The organism is Beijerinckia indica subsp. indica ATCC 9039, assembly GCF_000019845.1.
Taxonomy (GTDB): domain Bacteria; phylum Pseudomonadota; class Alphaproteobacteria; order Rhizobiales; family Beijerinckiaceae; genus Beijerinckia; species Beijerinckia indica.
On record NC_010581.1, the window covers coordinates 487,990 to 503,891 of the forward strand.

Genomic DNA, 15,902 nt, shown 5'->3' on the forward strand with positions numbered 1-15,902 from the left:
AGCCGTTTGAATCGGTCGCTATTCAGCGGCGCTTTTGGCGCCGCCGAAACGCCGCTCGATATAATCCTGAACGATGGTCTTGAATTCGGCGGCTATGCCCTCGCCACGCAGCGTTGTGGTCTTTTCTCCGTCGATGAAGACCGGAGCGCTGGGCGTTTCGCCGGTGCCGGGGAGCGAAATGCCGATATCGGCATGTTTGGATTCCCCGGGTCCGTTGACGATGCAGCCCATGACCGCGACATTGAGGCTCTCGACACCCGGATAGCGGCTGCGCCAGAGCGGCATTTCCTCGCGGATATAGGTCTGGATGTCGCGGGCGAGTTCCTGGAAAACGGTCGAGGTCGTGCGGCCGCAGCCGGGGCAGGCGGCGACGAGTGGCACGAAGGTGCGAAAGCCCATGGTCTGCAGGATTTCCTGCGCCACCGTGACTTCGAGCGTCCGGTCGCCACCGGGTTGCGGCGTCAGCGAGACGCGGATCGTGTCGCCGATTCCTTCCTGCAGCAAAATGCCGAGGGCCGCCGAGGATGCGACAATGCCCTTCGAGCCCATGCCGGCCTCGGTGAGACCGAGATGCAGAGCATAATCGCTGCGCGCCGCCACCATGCGATAAACGGTGATGAGATCCTGTACCGACGAGACCTTGGCGGAGAGGATGATCCGGTCGCGCTTGAGGCCCAGTTCTTCGGCGCGTGCCGCCGAAAGAAGGGCGGATTGCACCATAGCCTCGCGGGTCACGGCTCCGACCGAGAGCGGTGCGGCGCTGCCGGCATTTTTATCCATCAGGCTGGTCAGAAGTTCCTGATCGAGCGAGCCCCAATTGGCGCCGATACGGACGGCCTTGTCATATTTGGCGGCGATTTCGACAATCGTGGAAAATTGGCGGTCGCGCTTCTCGCGAAAACCGACATTGCCGGGATTGATGCGATATTTGGCGAGCGCCTCCGCGCAGGCGGGATATTCGGTGAGGAGGCGGTGGCCGATATAATGGAAATCGCCGACCAGCGGGACAAGACAGCCCATCTTGTCGAGTTTTTCACGGATATAGGGGACGGCAGCAGCGGCGGGATCACGATCCACGGTAATACGGACGAGTTCGGAACCAGCCCGCGCGAGGGCCGCGACCTGCTCCACCGTGGAGTCGATATCGGCTGTATCGGTATTGGTCATGGATTGCACGACGATGGGCGCGCCGCCGCCGACCTGCACTGATCCCGGGCCGGAGCCGACACGGACACCGACCGAGGTACGACGTGGTGCCGGACCAGAGGGAAGGGCGAGAGCAGGATCGAAAAGGAGGGCGGTATCGGAATCTGTGGTCATGCGAACCATGCGTTTGGAGCGGTTTAAGGCTCTAAGAGAACATTCGCGGGAGGCTAAGGTCGACGCCGCCAGCATTACCGTTCGTTACGACACTGAAAAGACAGGCTATTCCATTATTTTTGATTTTTGCGCATTTTTTAGCGCCAAGCTCTGGCGAGCCTCACCCATAACGGAAATGCCACGGTCTTTCCAGGCCCGATGTCGTGAGCGAAAACAGGGACGACGTCAAGCCGCCTGCCATGTTTAGGCCAAGGCTCCGTGCTTTCAAGGCAATGATCAGCCGCTGCACAACTCGAGATTCTCGTGTGCTCAACACTGTTGGTCATGGATCATCTGAAGGGCGTGGGCAGCGCTTGGCACTCCAAAATGTTCGTCGCGCGAAAGGAACAAGAAAAACTTCTCGATGCGTGAGGCGCTTCTTTAAGCCGCCGGGATCAAAAATCGCGAACCAATGCGCGAAACTCGGGGGATACCAAGCCGCGAGTTTGTTCTTAATTGTTGGCGGCCCCATGCATGTTCTGTCATTTTGATAGCTTACGGATCTTCTTTTAAGACTATCGCGGCGAAAACGGATCTTTCGTGATGATAACAGCAAGAATGTCTTGAATAGGCTGCAATTCACCTCAAAAATCCCAGTCCCGAAGAAGGTTTGCTCCATCGCGCTTCTCCAATTCCCGCGCACTTGTCCAATTCCCGCCTTTTCCTTAAGCTTTGTTCAAGCAGGAACTCCTGGAAGGAAATAAACTTCGATCGTGGGTTCCTGTCAGGACTTTGAGATGAGGTGGGGTTTTCGAAGGCTTTGAAGCAGAATTCGAAAATCCTGCCCAGGCTGTTTCGTTTCAAACAAGGCTGACCACCTTGCTGATTCCCTTGCTCCGTCCAGTATTCAATCAGGATAGAAAATGACCACGCCGATTCGCAAAGCCGTTTTTCCCGTCGCCGGTCTTGGCACTCGATTTCTGCCCGCTACCAAATCTGTTCCGAAGGAAATGCTGACCGTGGTCGATCGGCCGGTCCTCCAGCATGTGGTCGATGAAGCCCGCGAAGCCGGTATTGAACATTTCATTTTCGTCACCGGCCGCAACAAGGCCGTTATCGAAGATCATTTCGACATTGCTTATGAGCTTCAGGACACTTTGCTGAAGCGCAATAAAATTAAAGAATATGACGCTTTGATCGCTGATCTGCCGAAGCCTGGCGCGACGAGCTTCACCCGCCAGCAAGCGCCGCTGGGTCTTGGTCATGCCGTCTGGTGTGCCCGCGATATTGTGGGACATGAACCGTTTGCGGTTCTGTTGCCGGATATGATCACCCTAAAGGATGATGGCAAAGGCCGTTGCCTTGCGCAATGTATTGCAGCCTATAACAAACATGGGGGTAATATTATCGCCACGGAGGAAGTGCCTGCTGACGAAACTCATCAATATGGCGTCGTCGGGCTCGGCAAGGATTATGGCGATACGTTCGAGATTACCGGAATGGTCGAGAAGCCGGCCAAGGGGACCGCGCCTTCCAACCTGATCATCTCCGGCCGCTATGTCCTCGGTCCTGAGATTTTCGAGATTCTCGAACACGGGGAGAAGGGCGCTGGCGGTGAAATTCAATTGACCGATGGCATGAAGACCTTGGCTGAATCACAAGCATTTCACGGTGTGCGTTTCAGCGGCAGGACGTTCGATTGCGGCTCGAAACTGGGTTTCCTCGCTGCCAATGTCGCTTTTGCTCTGGCCAATCCCGAGATCGGTCCGGGTTTCGCCGCCGATTTGAAAAAGATTGTCGGCACTCTGTGAATGTATTGATGACAGCATCGAGCCTGGACGTGTTCAGGCTCGATGATCTTTATGGCCATGTATTCTGTGATCGTGTAGCGGGCTGAGCTAGGGATTGGTCCGTATTATATTGCTTGTTAAAGCTGGCCGCCTGAGCCTTAAAGGCCGTCAACCGCAATCAGCTTTCCCCCAATTTCGCGGCTAATCTCTGGATAAGCACGTCGAAAGGAACGGACAGTTTGCTGGCTTGATCATTCGTCTCCGGCAAGGGGTAGAGATCGCGCAATTTTTGTCCGAGACTCATGGCGAGAGGCACTTTCCGAACGAATGCCGTTGTCAAATTTTCAAAGGCTGGCTTTTCGAAACCGGAAGCTGGCACTCGATCGAAGCCTTGCCGTGAGACCTGTGTCTCGCTCTGTCCTGTCGGAGAGAAAATCCACGCATCGGATGTGTATGCGTCCCCGCTCGAACCGATTACGGATGGAGGATGCGGGTGCCCCAGCCCTTTCCCCCTTTGGGAGAATGTGTGCGGAAGATCTTTTTCGTCTCCGTTCTTAGCCATTGGTTCAGCACTTTCCTGCCGCTTAGCAGAGGCCAGACGCGGGACTGTTCACGGTCGATGAAACCGCCATGTAACAATGCGTAAGACGCTTCACTAAGCTATGAGACGCGCAAATAACAACGAGCACCATCATGGTGCGTTTTCGCTAACGCCATTTGCACGAAAAACGCACCAGTTTAGGGTTCATCGTTCAGTAAATTGAAAGGTTTCAGGGCATTGAGCTCGTGGTTGAACATTGTTTCGAAATTCCCCTGGGCAACGGATGAGGGACGATTTCGTTCCGTCGAAGCGCATTCTGCGCCGATACGGCAGGCATGAAAGACGCAAGCGTTCCTTCACGGTTCGATGAGTCGTGAAGAGGCTCTAGACCGTTAAAATGCAAGATTCATCGATAGCACAGCTTGGTTCGACCCGAGCGAAGGACAGACATGCGACCGGTTGCACTCGTTCCAGTGACATTAACCGAGGAAGATTGCGGCAAACTTGTCTTGTATGAGGTTGAAGGCCAGCCTTTGCTCACGCATTTGTTCGGGCGGATCGGTCTGGCAAAGAATCCGGATGGGCTTCTGGTCGTTACCACGCAGGAGGAAGCCGATGACGCTCTTGCCGCATTGTGCGCGGCGCATGAGATTCCCTGTTATCGCGGAGAAAGCGGTGACAGACTCCGGTTGCTCGTCGAGGCCTTGAAAGCCTCCGGGAAGAAGGGCGCTGTTCTGATCCATCCAGACAGTCCCCTCATTGATCCGGCTGTCATTGACCATGTCGCCAATCTGGTCGAATTGACGGATGGCATGCTGGACTTCATCGGTACGACTCTGACGCCGACCTATCCGCTTGGCATGGATGTCGAGGGGTTTACTCTCGCGGCTTTACAGGATTCAGATCATCGTTGTGCCGATGCGGAGGAACGGGCACAGGGCACATTCTATCTGCGCAGTCATTCCAAATTGTATCGGATACTCAGCGTGAAGCCCGAGGACGGGTTGCATCGGCCGGACTTGTCGCTGGCCGTGCGTTCACATGAGGATTTGCCGAAATTTGCAGCGATCCTTGCCCATTTCAAGGGCCGCCAAGATTATACCATGGCGGAGCTGATTGCGTTCCTCGATCAGTCGGAAGCCCTTGAACGATAGTCCGAGGGACGAGACTTTTGGGGGTGATGCTCTAATCGTCCAGATCGTCTTCAGGTTCTTCGATCGTGGGGTCAATCAATTGACGGGCGATCCGCTGACCCTTGCCACTCAAGCCGATGAAACCGGAACGGGCTCGCTCAGCGACATAGCCCAGCAGCAGGATATGATGATGAATGGCGCGGATCTCGTCGCGGGTGAGGCCGAGATCCTGCTCGATCTTGGCAGCCTGGACCGCATGATCGGGCGGCGCGCCCGTCGTATAAAGATAAGGGACGATTTTGACGCGCAATTCCTCGAGGCGTTCGGGAGACAATACGGGGATCGCGGAAAGGGCCATGGTCGAACATCCGGAATTTTGGGATCAGCGGGCTTCGCGTCGCTTGGCCGGCCTGAGGCAAGCAAGGAATGCTCCAGATTCCGGTTTCATGAGGCGTAAGGCTCAGGGGATGATGCGGGTGACATGGCCCATTTTGCGTCCGGTCCGTGCTTCCTGCTTGCCGTAAAGCGTCAGGCAGGCGCCAGGCTCCGCCAGAATATGCAGATAATTCTCGACGTCATCGCCAATTAGATTCTGCATCGTGACGGCGGATCCATGCCGCTTCGTCGAGCCGAGCGGCCAGCCGGCGATGGCCCTGATATGTTGCTCGAATTGGGACGTCACCGCGCCGCCTTCGGTCCAGTGGCCGGAATTATGAACCCGTGGCGCTATTTCATTGACGAGCAACTGGGTTTCGCTGGCCGGGTCTTCGACGAGGAAGAGCTCGACCGCAAGGATGCCGACATAATCCAGCGCATCGGCAATGGTTTTTGCCATGTTGACGGCTTTTGTCGCGGTGATGGCGTCGACCCTAGCCGGGACATGGGTCGATTGCAGAATATGGTGTCTATGGATGTTCTCGCAGACGTCGAAGGCCGCGAATTCACCTTGGACGCCCCGTGCCGCCACCACGGAAATCTCTTTGCTGAAGGGCACGAAACCTTCGAGAATCGCGGGCTGGCCGCCGAGCGCGTGGAAGGCCGCGGCGGGATCGGCGTCGTCACCAATCAGGACTTGTCCCTTGCCGTCATAACCGAAGCGTCGGGTCTTGAGGATCGCGGGGCGGCCAAATTCCGCGAGGGCCCGCTTTAGGGTATCGACATCATCCACCTGCCGATAAGGGGCGGTGGCAATGCCGAGCGAGGCCATGAAGTCCTTTTCGACGAGGCGGTCCTGACTTGCGGCCAATGCAGCCTCGCCAGGGAGCACGGGAGCGATTTTCGCGAGAACCGCGGCGGTGCGCGCCGGCACATTCTCGAATTCATAGGTGATGACATCCACTTGCGCGGCAAATTGCGCCAGGGCTTCTTCATCTTCGTATGCGGCGAGCATATGTCCGGCGGCGACAACGAAAGCCGGGCTGTCGGCCTCCGGTGCATAAATCCGTGATTTCAAGCCGAGACGAGCGGCTGCGAGGGCTAACATGCGGCCCAATTGGCCGCCGCCGAGAATGCCGATCGTGGCATTGGGTGTGAGTGTGAGACTCATCTGCTTCTAGCTTTCGTCGCGAGGCGAAAGCGCGACCGCGTCGGTCTGCGCCGCCCGCCAGGCGGTCAGGCGTTGGTCGAGCGCATTGTCGGACAGGCTGAGGATTGACGCCGCGAGAAGCGCGGCATTGATCGCTCCGGCCTTGCCGATCGCCAGGGTGCCGACTGGAATGCCGCCCGGCATCTGAACGATGGAGTAAAGGGAATCCTGGCCGGACAGAGCCTTGCTTTCAACCGGGACGCCGAGAACGGGCAAAGTGGTGAAAGCGGCGGTCATGCCGGGCAGATGGGCGGCGCCGCCGGCTCCGGCGATCACGACTTTGAAGCCTTTTGCCTTGGCACCTGTGGCGAATTGAACCAGTCGATCGGGCGTGCGATGCGCGGAAATGATCAGCGGCTCGAAGCTGATCTCAAGCTCGTTCAGGACGCGGGCGGCATGCCGCATCGTGTCCCAATCCGACTGGCTGCCCATGATGAGGGCGATGAGCTTGGCTTTATCCGACAATGACTCACTCCGCATCGCCTTCGCTGCATGCATCCATTCGAAAGCAACGGCTGCCGTGGAAATCGATTTAATGGGGAATCGATTTGATGCTTTTCAACAATCGAGAGCCGATCCGCTTAATAACATCGCTCGTTCATTCGGACGCGTGAGCGAAATTATAAGCCTTTATAATCGCATCAAATTTATCCCTAAAGGGTATTCCCTTTCAGGTTTGATGTTCTCGGATCATGCTTCGTGCGAGAGGGACAATGGGGTGCCCTCCCACGTTCGCGAAAGCAGCGGCATAAACGAACTGGCTTGGCGGCGCAAGCGTGGCCAGAAGTGTACCTGTTTGAGTCGGCTTTGTGCCGGCGTAAAGATCGGGCCTGTCTCTGAGACCAGTGATCATCAATGTGGCCGCTCGTCTGTGTCCCTTTCTGTGTCCATCAAGGCAAAATCAGGTGCGGAGCCGCGTGAAGCAGGCGTGTTCATCGTCTGGTCGGCATGGAGGGGGAAATCGTCGCGCACGGCGATAATACCCATTCCCAGTGGGTATCGTTCATCGATCATGAAAGAGAGGGGGCGGAAGTTTTCTTCGATCAGCACGGCTGAGATTCGTTCGCGATCGAACAGATGGACAGCGCGCAAATCGCCCCAATAGGGATTGTCCTGATTGATCTCCAGCAAGCGCCAAACCATGGTGCCACGATTACGCATGGACAGAAACAAAGCGCCGTCGCGCCGCAGGAATCGCCGGGCCGTGCGCAGACCAAGGCGCGGATCGGCCATGCGTTCCAAACTGCGGCTCAGGCTGATGACGCTGAAACGCTCAGGCCAGTCATGATCAATGATCTCGCCTTGATGCGCCTCGTAGCCGAGCCCTGCCAGAATGTCGGCATGGGCTTTACGGTGTTCGAGACCGACGGGATCAAAACCCCATTCCTCCGCGGCAAATAGAAGGGAAGCGTCGCCAAAGCCGACATCGAGCCAAGCCCCTTTGGCGGCCGGGAGCCAATGGTCCATGCGTTCAACAATGGCACCGGATTGGAGCCGTCGTTTTTCCATGTCATGCCCGACGGCCTCTGCCGGCAACGTCCTCGCGAAATGCGTCGATTGCACGATCGGGGAGAAATGGCCTTCCGCGAAAACATGGCCGCAATCTTGGCATCGCCGCCATTCGACCTTGTCCGGAAGGATGGAGCGATAGAGAGGATCGCGGGTTACGTCCGCGACCAAAAGAGGCTCATGGTGGGATCCTTGGCAAAGAGGACAGGTCTCAAAAGTGATGCGGGCGACCGTCGCGGTTTTGGCGATATGCGCCTCCTTGTATGCGTCGCTGGCTGTGTCCTTTTCAGGGGCCGCTGGGGCGACGGCGAAGGCTTCTGGTGCGAGACCATCCTCGAACCGGGTCCACATCTGTCGGTAAGCGGATTCGAGATGACGGGTATAAAGCGCGATGTCGAACAAAGGCGCGCTCTTTCTCTGCCGGAGCAATGTCTGCCGCAGGATCCGTAGATCCTCTGGATTGCGTGCGAGATGGAGCGCTCGCGCCTCGTAGTCGGCGAGGGATGTCGTGATCAGTTCCGGCAGCCCGACAGCCTGGAGGAGGCTGCCCGCGACACGTCCGGCGAAGGTTTCGCCGGCACAGGTCAGAACCGGCAGCCCGGCCCAAAGGGCATCGCTCGTCGTCGTATGGGCATTATAGGGCAGGCAATCGAGAAACAGATCAGCCAGGCGGTGACGCGCCAGATGATCGGGGATCGCGATCCTGGGCGCGAAGACGAGCCGGTTCGGATCAATGCCGCGCTTTTCTGCCTCATGTTGGAGATTTTCGCGGACGAGGGGGCCTGACTCGAGCAGCCAGAATACGCTGCCCGGAACGGCTTGCAACAGGCGCATCCAGAGATCGAAGAAAACGGGCGTGAGCTTGTAGGAATTATTGAAACAGCAGAAAACGAATCCGTCCTCCGGCAAGCCGCAATCAGCGCGTGTCGGTGTCAGATCGGCGATCATCCGGCGGGTATCGTTCGGCTGATAGGAAAACGGCATATGCACGATCTTCTCGGAGAAGAACGGCTGCTGATCCATCGGCAGGACGAAGGCGTCGGCGATGATATAATCGATGAAATCGACGCCCATCGTACCGGGAAAGCCGATGAAATTCACTTGGATCGGGGCCGGGCGCAGACCCAGAATGGCGGTTCTCGCATCATTGGTGTAGCCCTTGAGGTCGACCAGAATATCGATCTCTTCCCGATGGATCAGGGCTGCCGCCTCGGTATCGGAAAGGGCCCGGATATCGACGAAACGGTCAAAGGCTTCCCGGGTCCGCAAGGCGAGTTCGCTGGAATCGTCGGGGCCGTGCGAATAAGCGATGATTTCGAACTGATCGCGATCGTGCCGCTCGAATAATTCGACCATCAGCAAGGCGGTCGCGTGACGATAAAAATCGTTAGAAAGATAGCCAATCCTCACCTTGCGAGAGCCACGTGGGCGCGGTGAATGGGTATAGGCCTGTCGCTTATTGTCATAGGATTGGCCGAAGGCACGGCAGAGGCGATATTGCTCTGCGGCGCTGGTGTCCATGCTGATCAGCGGGAAGGGCGCGCCGACATGAGGCTCTGTTTTGAAAAGGCGGAGAAGCTCAGCCTCTTCCTCCATGATACCGGTCCAGTCGCAGATGGCGCGGCGCCGGTGATGTAGCCAGAGACGCAGATCGATCCGCTTTGGATCATAGACGAGCGCCATGCGAAAGGCTTCGATGGCCTGATCCGGATGGCCGAGACTGTCGAGTGTCACACCAAGGCCAGCATGGGCCTGGGCGAGATTGGGCTGGAGCTGAATGGCTGTGGCATAGGCGTCATGAGCCTCCTGATACTGGCCGCGACGCTGAAGCAGATTACCGAGACTATTATAGACGGGAGCAAAATCGGGGCGTAGAGCCAGTGCTTGTTCATAAGCCGCGAGCGCAGCGTCGAATTGCCCGAGATCTCGCAAAATATTGCCGAGCACCATATGCGGCTCGGCTGCATCTGGCCGACAAGCGATCAGCGCCTCGCAGGTCTGCAAGGCTTCTTCGTGGCGATGAAGCCGCCGCAACACATTGGCGGCATTCATGGCGCCTTCGATGAAAGCGGGATTGATGGCGACCGCCCGTCTGTAGCAGGCGAGCGCCGCCTCCCATTCGCCTTGATCTTCCAATGCGCCGCCCAGATTACAATGGGCCGGGACATGATCTTGGCCATGCAGCACAGCAGTTCGGCCGGTTTCGACGGCCTGGGTTAAAAGTCCCTTGGCCCGATAGAGGGCTGCAAGATTGGCGAGGGCTTCGGCGTAATCGGGCTTGACGCGAATGGCTTTTTCGATCCAGGCGATCGCCGTGTCGAGATCGCCTTTTTGATGGGCGATGAGGCCGAGATGATGCAGGCAGAGAAAGTGATCCGGCTCGGCCAAAAGGATGCGTTGATAAAGGTCTGCCGCCTGATCGAGCCGGCCGGCGCGATGATAGTCGAGCGCGGTCATCAGAAATTTCTGGGAGAGTGTGCGGTCGCTCGACGGGCGTGACTCCACCGGGGCGTGGGGACCGGGGGGAACATCTTTCTCCGGCTTGCCGCAGGAAGAAGCATTCTCCCGCGCAACATTGTCTTTGCGGAGCATCGTATTCATTGCCGGTCCTTGCGCCAGTCGTCCATGGCGTTTTCTAGACCGGCAGGCTTGCGCCAAACCGACGTCGGGGTCGCGCGTGTTTACGCGATAATGTCGGGGGTCAGTAGGTCTTCGATAAAGACGATCCGGTCGCGCAAAACCAGTTTACGCTTCTTGAGGCGTTGTACCTGCAGGCGATCGGTCGTCGAGAGATGCAGAAGCGCTTCGATGGCGGCATCGAGATCACGATGCTCCTGCCGCAGATGCTCAAGTTCCGTCTGCAAGGAGATCCGTTCATCCTCGCTCAGTCTATCTACCATCGAATGCCTTTTAAGAGATCAGGAGCCTTCCCAGGAAGGGGACAGGCGTCAAAGCATAAAAAACAGGCCGGCGATCAAATCCGGCTTCGCAAGGGAGGAAACTTATGCCAGTCTTAAGGCCCCGCCTTTCGGAGAGGAAAGGCCGGCCCAGCGGAAGAGACCCGGCGGGGTAACGAAAACTAACATCAAAAGGGTCCAGAAGAAAGTAATGGTCTCATGGGCTTGGCGGTTTCGAGCTTCCGATCCTGCGTGAAAGAAGGCTTATTTCCAGGCCAATCCCATATATTGGCCGTTCTGGAGCATTGCGCCGGCGGAACCCGCGCGGGCAAGCTCAAGACGGAATGGCGATGATCCCTCCCCTGTGAGGGAAATCCGCGGGTCGCTCGTGCAATTCATCGGTCAACATTCGAGGAGTGCCGTATGTCTCTTGAAAATCATTTGGCTATGCTTGAACAACGCCATGACGCTCTCGAGAAGGAACTTGCCCAGGAAACCTTACATCCCGCTACTGATCCCTTGAAATTGGCCGAATTGAAACGCCGAAAATTGCTGCTCAAGGATGAAATCACCAAGCTCAAAGGCGAACCCCTGTCGGCAGTGAGCTAAGCCCCATTCCTTTGAAGTCGTGCAATCGGAGCCTTTTCTGGTTCGGCAGAACCGGAAAAGGCTTTTTCTTTGTGTCTTTTAACAGGGAATCCTTATCCGAACATTGCCAACCTTTGCGGATAGGATGAGCTGGTTGGCCGAAAAGATCAGTCCAGATTCAACTGCACCGTGACAGGGACATGATCGGAGGGACGATCCCACCCCCGGCTGTCGCGTAAAATCGTAAGACCGTCGAGGTGCTGTTTCAGACTGGCGCTGACCCAAATATGGTCAAGACGCCGGCCCTTGTCCGCCTTGGACCAATCCGGTGAACGATAGCTCCACCAAGTATAGAGTTTTTCTTCCGGCGGCACATGATGGCGCAAGGCATCGATCCAGGGGCCGGCATTGATAACGCGCCCGAGTTTCTCCACTTCGATCGGCGTATGGCTGACGACCTTCAAGAGTGCCTTGTGGCTCCAGACATCGGTCTCGAGCGGGGCAATATTGAGATCGCCGACGATGATGGCATCCCGATGGGCGATCAGGTCGGTTCGCATCCACTCCGCCATTTCATCAAGAAACGCGAGTTTATGCGCGAATTTGGGATTGATCTCAGGGTCCGGTTCATCACCGCCCGCTGGCACGTAGAAATTATGCAGATTGATGGGGCGCGCGGGCGTCGTTTCTGGCAGCAAGGTCACGGTAATATGGCGCGCATCACCCTTGGCGCAAAAGTCCCGCTTTCCGCTCTCCGCGAATGGAATTTTTGAGACAATGGCGACGCCATGGTAGCCTTTCTGGCCATTGATGGCGATATGTGAATAGCCAAGCTTGTGAAAGGCCGCGAGCGGAAATTCGCTGTCGCGGCATTTGGTCTCTTGCAGGCAGAGGACATCCGGGGCTTGTTCGGTCAGGAAACGGGTGACGAGATCGATGCGCAGGCGAACCGAATTGATGTTCCAGGTGGCCAAGCTCAGACGCACGATCCTATCCCTCCATAATATCAAGCGCCATCAAGTATAGCATCGCGCGCTGGCGAAAACGTCCCAGAAGCATGCGCTCCAGAAAGGCGACAAACGCCGCTGCCCACGATGCTTGGTATACACCACCAAACAACTGGCTGCGGGAGCTTTTGCGGGAAGGACGCGGAAAAAACAAGGGCGCCCGGTCAAAGACCGAGCGCCCTCTTGCAGCGATAGTGCCGGGAGGGGAACCGGCAGGAACCGATCGAAGCGAAACGGGGGATACGTCTCGACCGGCTGATCGCTTGCATGAGAATGAGATAGGAGCACCGAGCAGCATCTACAAGCGTAACGGAGGGACTATTTCCCGTGTTTAGGGGTCACATGTTCGTGTTTTACAGGTGATCCTGGGTCAATTGGAAAAGCGCGGGATCAGGTTTCTTGGTCAGATCGAGATTAAACAGCGAGACCAGGGTTTCATAGCCTTGGGGATCGGTCACCTTCCATTGCTTGAGGGTGAATTTGACCGGATCGAAGACGAGATTGATCCGCGATGTCCCGCCGAAGGTCGCTTTGTCCTCGATGATGATGGTCACCGCGCTCGGATCGCTCTGCACCTCCACCACTTTCACGTCCTGGGCGAGATCGACCTGATCTTTCAGCAGAAATTTGAGCGGTGTCTGACTGATGAAATAAACGTCCTTGGTTGCGGTGCGACGATCATGCACCGCGAGAGAGAGGCCATCGGCGACGATTTCGAGCGTCGCTGGGGCCGCATATTCGAAACGCAGCCGTCCTGGACGCTGGACGTAGAGCTTGCCCTCTGTCCGGCGGCCATCGCTGCCGACTTGCACGAAATCACCGACCATGGTGATGGCCGAACTGAAATAGGCATTGGCTTTCTGGATTGCAGTCGCCTGATCCAGGGGCACGAAGGGTTTCGGGGCGGCGCTGGCAGCCGTCTGGGCCGCAACGGGCTTGGTTGTTGGGGCAGTTGGGACTGGTGGTTTCGGAGTGGCTGGCTTGGCGGGGGAGGCTTTCTCGGGCAGGGGTTTGTCCGGGCGGGGCGGATTTGCCTCGGCCCAAGCCGGAACCCCGCCAAAAAGACCCAGAAGAGCACTGCAAAGGAGCAAGCCGGCGGTGGCTTGGCCAATGAAGGGCGAAGCTTGTCTCCGAGCTAGGATCGCCATCGTCCTTTTCATGTCCTTGTCTCACACATTGTCATTTTGCGCCGGGAAAAGCTTGAAAGTGTCGATTGCTTTCCACCTGTTTACCGAAACATGAAACGGGGCAATACTCCAGAAGCCAATGTGTCGCCCACGAAAGGGTGAAAGGGCGCTGGATCAGTCCGTTTTTTGCTTCACGAGCTAAGGCTATTTGGGGATTGCACCGCAAGCTTAAAAGGAGCTGGCTGAATGGTCCCTGAGGAGAAAAGCAATGGACGAGACCGCGCCTGATATTGTGAAGCCGGGCCTTTCGCGCCCGGATCTCGAAGGTCGCAGCTATGCGCCCCTGTCTTGTGGCAAGACCGTTTATCTCGTGGTCCTGCTGCATGGATTGGGCGTCGATGGCGATGATCTCATCGATATTGCCGTGAACTGGCAGCCGAGCCTCCTCAAAGCTGAATTTCTGGCGATGCACGCGCCGTTCCCCTTTGATCAGGGGCCGACCGGGCGGCAATGGTACAGTGTCGCTGACCGCAGTCCTGAAAAAATCATGGAAGGCTTGCGTAAAGCTGAAGGCATCCTCAACCAATTTCTCGATGAGTCCCTGGCCAAGCGGCGCCTTGACGACCGCCATCTGGCGCTGGTGGGATTTTCGCAAGGGGCGATGGTGGCGCTGCATACAGGATTGAGGCGCCGGAAAATAGGCGCGATCGTGTCCTTTTCCGGCGCTTTGCATGGCGCCGAACTCCTGCCTGCGGAAATCCGCTCGCGGCCGCCCGTGCTGCTCATTCATGGCAACGAGGATCAGGTGGTGCCTTATGAGCGCATGACAGAGGCCAAGGCGGCCTTGAAAGCGCTCGATGTGCCGGTCAAGTCGATGACCCGCAAGGGGCTCGGTCATTCGATCGATGAGGTTGGTATCGCGGCCGTAGGCGATTTTCTCCACGATAGCCTTGTGCCGAAAAAAGCCGCTCATGACGAGCATGATGATCATGATCATTAAAGCGATAGAGGTTCCTGTGAAACGACATGACCTCTATTGCTTAGGAAATTCATAAAAGAGAGCATGATGGATGAATGGAGCGGAGCCCATCACGCTTTAAGACTGATGTGCTTCCATAAAAAGCAAATGTGATCAGGGATTTGAATCGCGAAGCGATGGAAGCGCGCGGTGCCCCGCCGGTTCGCAAGGGCTTCTCTTAGGCTGCCCAGAGGGGTTGGGATAGTCGCGATGCAGGATAGACACGTCCTGTGGCCCCTTGATCAGATAATCGATCCCTGCCCATTTGATCCGCCGTGACCAGGGCGCGGCGAGGATGCACAAGGCGTGAAACATCCACCATAGGGGCCGAAGCAAGCGATCGGCCCGACTGGTCAGGGGGTAATCGTGACTGTCATCGGCTTGCCATAGGGCCGTGGCGATACGTCGCCGGCACCAGAAACGGATTTCCCCCGCCAGCATAGCGATCGCCAGCATGGCGATGGCGCCGATGTCACCCCGGACCGCGAGCAGGCAGGCAAGGACGGCAGCGAGGATCGGAACCAGAAGACAAAAGGCCGCAAAGGTCCAGAGCAAGGGCGCATGGGTGAAGATGATGCGATATTGCCGTGTGCCAAAGGCAAGAGCGCTTTGCCAGGTGAAAGAGATCGGCGAGAGCAGCAGGCTTTCGCGCGGAGAAAAAATCTTGATGCCGTGATCAGCGCAGGCGCGGGTCATTTGCAGATCATCGCTCACAGCGCCTGTCCAGTAACGCCGGAGATCCAGTTTTTCCAAGGTTTCGCGCCGCAAGGCCATGGTGCCGCCCCAACACATATTGGCGATCTCCGGCAGGCGCGGCAAAGTGACGATCGATGTATTGGCTGCGGCGACCAATTGAGTGGCGAGATTGGAGTTGGTGGGCACCATCCAGCGGTAACCGGTCACGGCCTCGTAGTTTGTGTTGACGAGGGCAGCTACCAGCCGTTCGAGCCAGTGCGGATCGGGCCAGGTATCGGCATCGGTGAAAACCACGATGTCGTCACATGGATCGATATGGTCGAGCGCGGCGAGAAGATTGGCGACTTTCTGTCCGCCGTATTCGCTCTTTCCGGCAATGACCGCCGTCACCTGCGGCAAAGCGATCGTATTGTCTTGCGGATCGGAGCGCGGCAGCGAGGCGATCAACTCGAAGGCCGGGTCCTCGGCGGATTCAATAGCCGCGAGAATATGGAAATCCTCATAGGACTGGCCGCGCAGCTTGGCGAAAAACGACCGGGTCGTAGGCTCCGCGCCTTTGACCGGAACGATCACCACGACACGGGGCTTACAGCTTGGAGTTTTTGCACGCTGCAGGCCTCGGCCATAGAGCCAGGCCGAGATCGTGCTGACCGCGATGATGATCGCCCAAGGCAGGGCGAGGACTGAAAAAAGGGTCGAAAGGAGCGATGCG

Annotated in this window: 14 protein-coding genes; 4 read left to right on the forward strand and 10 right to left on the reverse strand. The window is 57.2% G+C overall.

Annotated elements, in window-relative coordinates; all coding sequences use genetic code 11:
• Positions 1 to 18: 18 nt before the first annotated feature.
• Complete coding sequence (ispG, locus tag BIND_RS02205) at positions 19 to 1,320, reverse strand: flavodoxin-dependent (E)-4-hydroxy-3-methylbut-2-enyl-diphosphate synthase (RefSeq protein ID WP_012383445.1); 1,302 nt, start codon at positions 1,318 to 1,320, stop codon at positions 19 to 21.
• A 902-nt stretch (positions 1,321 to 2,222) separates the two neighbouring features.
• Here ispG and BIND_RS02210 point away from each other — a divergent pair.
• Positions 2,223 to 3,110 (forward strand): UTP--glucose-1-phosphate uridylyltransferase, encoded by an 888-nt coding sequence (locus BIND_RS02210; protein WP_012383446.1) that lies wholly within the window; start codon positions 2,223 to 2,225, stop codon positions 3,108 to 3,110.
• A gap of 157 nt (positions 3,111 to 3,267) precedes the next feature.
• Here the strand turns inward: BIND_RS02210 and BIND_RS22145 are convergent, their stop codons facing one another.
• Positions 3,268 to 3,393, reverse strand: a complete 126-nt coding sequence (locus BIND_RS22145; protein ID WP_280109992.1) for a hypothetical protein — start codon at positions 3,391 to 3,393, stop codon at positions 3,268 to 3,270.
• Positions 3,394 to 4,079: 686 nt separating this feature from the next.
• Here BIND_RS22145 and BIND_RS02220 point away from each other — a divergent pair.
• The gene (locus tag BIND_RS02220) at positions 4,080 to 4,784 is read left to right on the forward strand and encodes a cytidylyltransferase domain-containing protein (protein WP_012383448.1); all 705 of its coding nucleotides are present in this window, start codon (positions 4,080 to 4,082) and stop codon (positions 4,782 to 4,784) included.
• A 31-nt stretch (positions 4,785 to 4,815) separates the two neighbouring features.
• Here the strand turns inward: BIND_RS02220 and BIND_RS02225 are convergent, their stop codons facing one another.
• The 5 genes from BIND_RS02225 to BIND_RS02245 all read right to left on the reverse strand — a co-directional run bounded on the left by BIND_RS02225 (position 4,816) and on the right by BIND_RS02245 (position 10,757).
• Complete coding sequence (locus BIND_RS02225; RefSeq protein WP_012383449.1) at positions 4,816 to 5,121, reverse strand: hypothetical protein; 306 nt, start codon at positions 5,119 to 5,121, stop codon at positions 4,816 to 4,818.
• Between the two features lie 102 nt (positions 5,122 to 5,223).
• Positions 5,224 to 6,309, reverse strand: coding sequence for a 5-(carboxyamino)imidazole ribonucleotide synthase (locus BIND_RS02230; RefSeq protein WP_012383450.1), 1,086 nt, complete (start codon positions 6,307 to 6,309; stop codon positions 5,224 to 5,226).
• Between the two features lie 6 nt (positions 6,310 to 6,315).
• Complete coding sequence (gene purE / locus BIND_RS02235; RefSeq protein ID WP_041778335.1) at positions 6,316 to 6,780, reverse strand: 5-(carboxyamino)imidazole ribonucleotide mutase; 465 nt, start codon at positions 6,778 to 6,780, stop codon at positions 6,316 to 6,318.
• A 420-nt stretch (positions 6,781 to 7,200) separates the two neighbouring features.
• Positions 7,201 to 10,458 (reverse strand): O-linked N-acetylglucosamine transferase family protein, encoded by a 3,258-nt coding sequence (locus BIND_RS19940; protein WP_012383452.1) that lies wholly within the window; start codon positions 10,456 to 10,458, stop codon positions 7,201 to 7,203.
• An 80-nt stretch (positions 10,459 to 10,538) separates the two neighbouring features.
• Complete coding sequence (locus BIND_RS02245; RefSeq protein ID WP_012383453.1) at positions 10,539 to 10,757, reverse strand: YdcH family protein; 219 nt, start codon at positions 10,755 to 10,757, stop codon at positions 10,539 to 10,541.
• Positions 10,758 to 11,177: 420 nt separating this feature from the next.
• Here BIND_RS02245 and BIND_RS02250 point away from each other — a divergent pair, with 420 nt between their 5' ends.
• Positions 11,178 to 11,363: a YdcH family protein gene (locus BIND_RS02250; protein WP_012383454.1), complete on the forward strand. Its 186-nt coding sequence runs from the start codon at positions 11,178 to 11,180 to the stop codon at positions 11,361 to 11,363.
• 146 nt (positions 11,364 to 11,509) lie between these two features.
• Here the strand turns inward: BIND_RS02250 and xth are convergent, their stop codons facing one another.
• Positions 11,510 to 12,328 carry an exodeoxyribonuclease III gene (xth, locus tag BIND_RS02255; protein WP_012383455.1) on the reverse strand — a complete coding sequence of 273 codons (819 nt, stop codon included), beginning with the start codon at positions 12,326 to 12,328 and terminating at the stop codon, positions 11,510 to 11,512.
• Between the two features lie 374 nt (positions 12,329 to 12,702).
• Positions 12,703 to 13,497, reverse strand: coding sequence for an outer-membrane lipoprotein carrier protein LolA (locus tag BIND_RS02260; protein WP_148210534.1), 795 nt, complete (start codon positions 13,495 to 13,497; stop codon positions 12,703 to 12,705).
• 247 nt (positions 13,498 to 13,744) lie between these two features.
• Between BIND_RS02260 and BIND_RS02265 the strand changes: the two genes are divergently transcribed.
• Entirely contained in the window at positions 13,745 to 14,476 is a 732-nt protein-coding gene (locus BIND_RS02265) for an alpha/beta hydrolase (protein ID WP_012383457.1), read from the forward strand.
• Positions 14,477 to 14,608: 132 nt separating this feature from the next.
• Here BIND_RS02265 and BIND_RS02270 read toward each other — a convergent pair whose 3' ends face one another.
• On the reverse strand, positions 14,609 to 15,766 hold the full coding sequence (locus tag BIND_RS02270) for a glycosyltransferase family 2 protein (protein WP_012383458.1): 1,158 nt from the start codon (positions 15,764 to 15,766) through the stop codon (positions 14,609 to 14,611).
• Between the last annotated feature and the right edge of the window lie 136 nt (positions 15,767 to 15,902).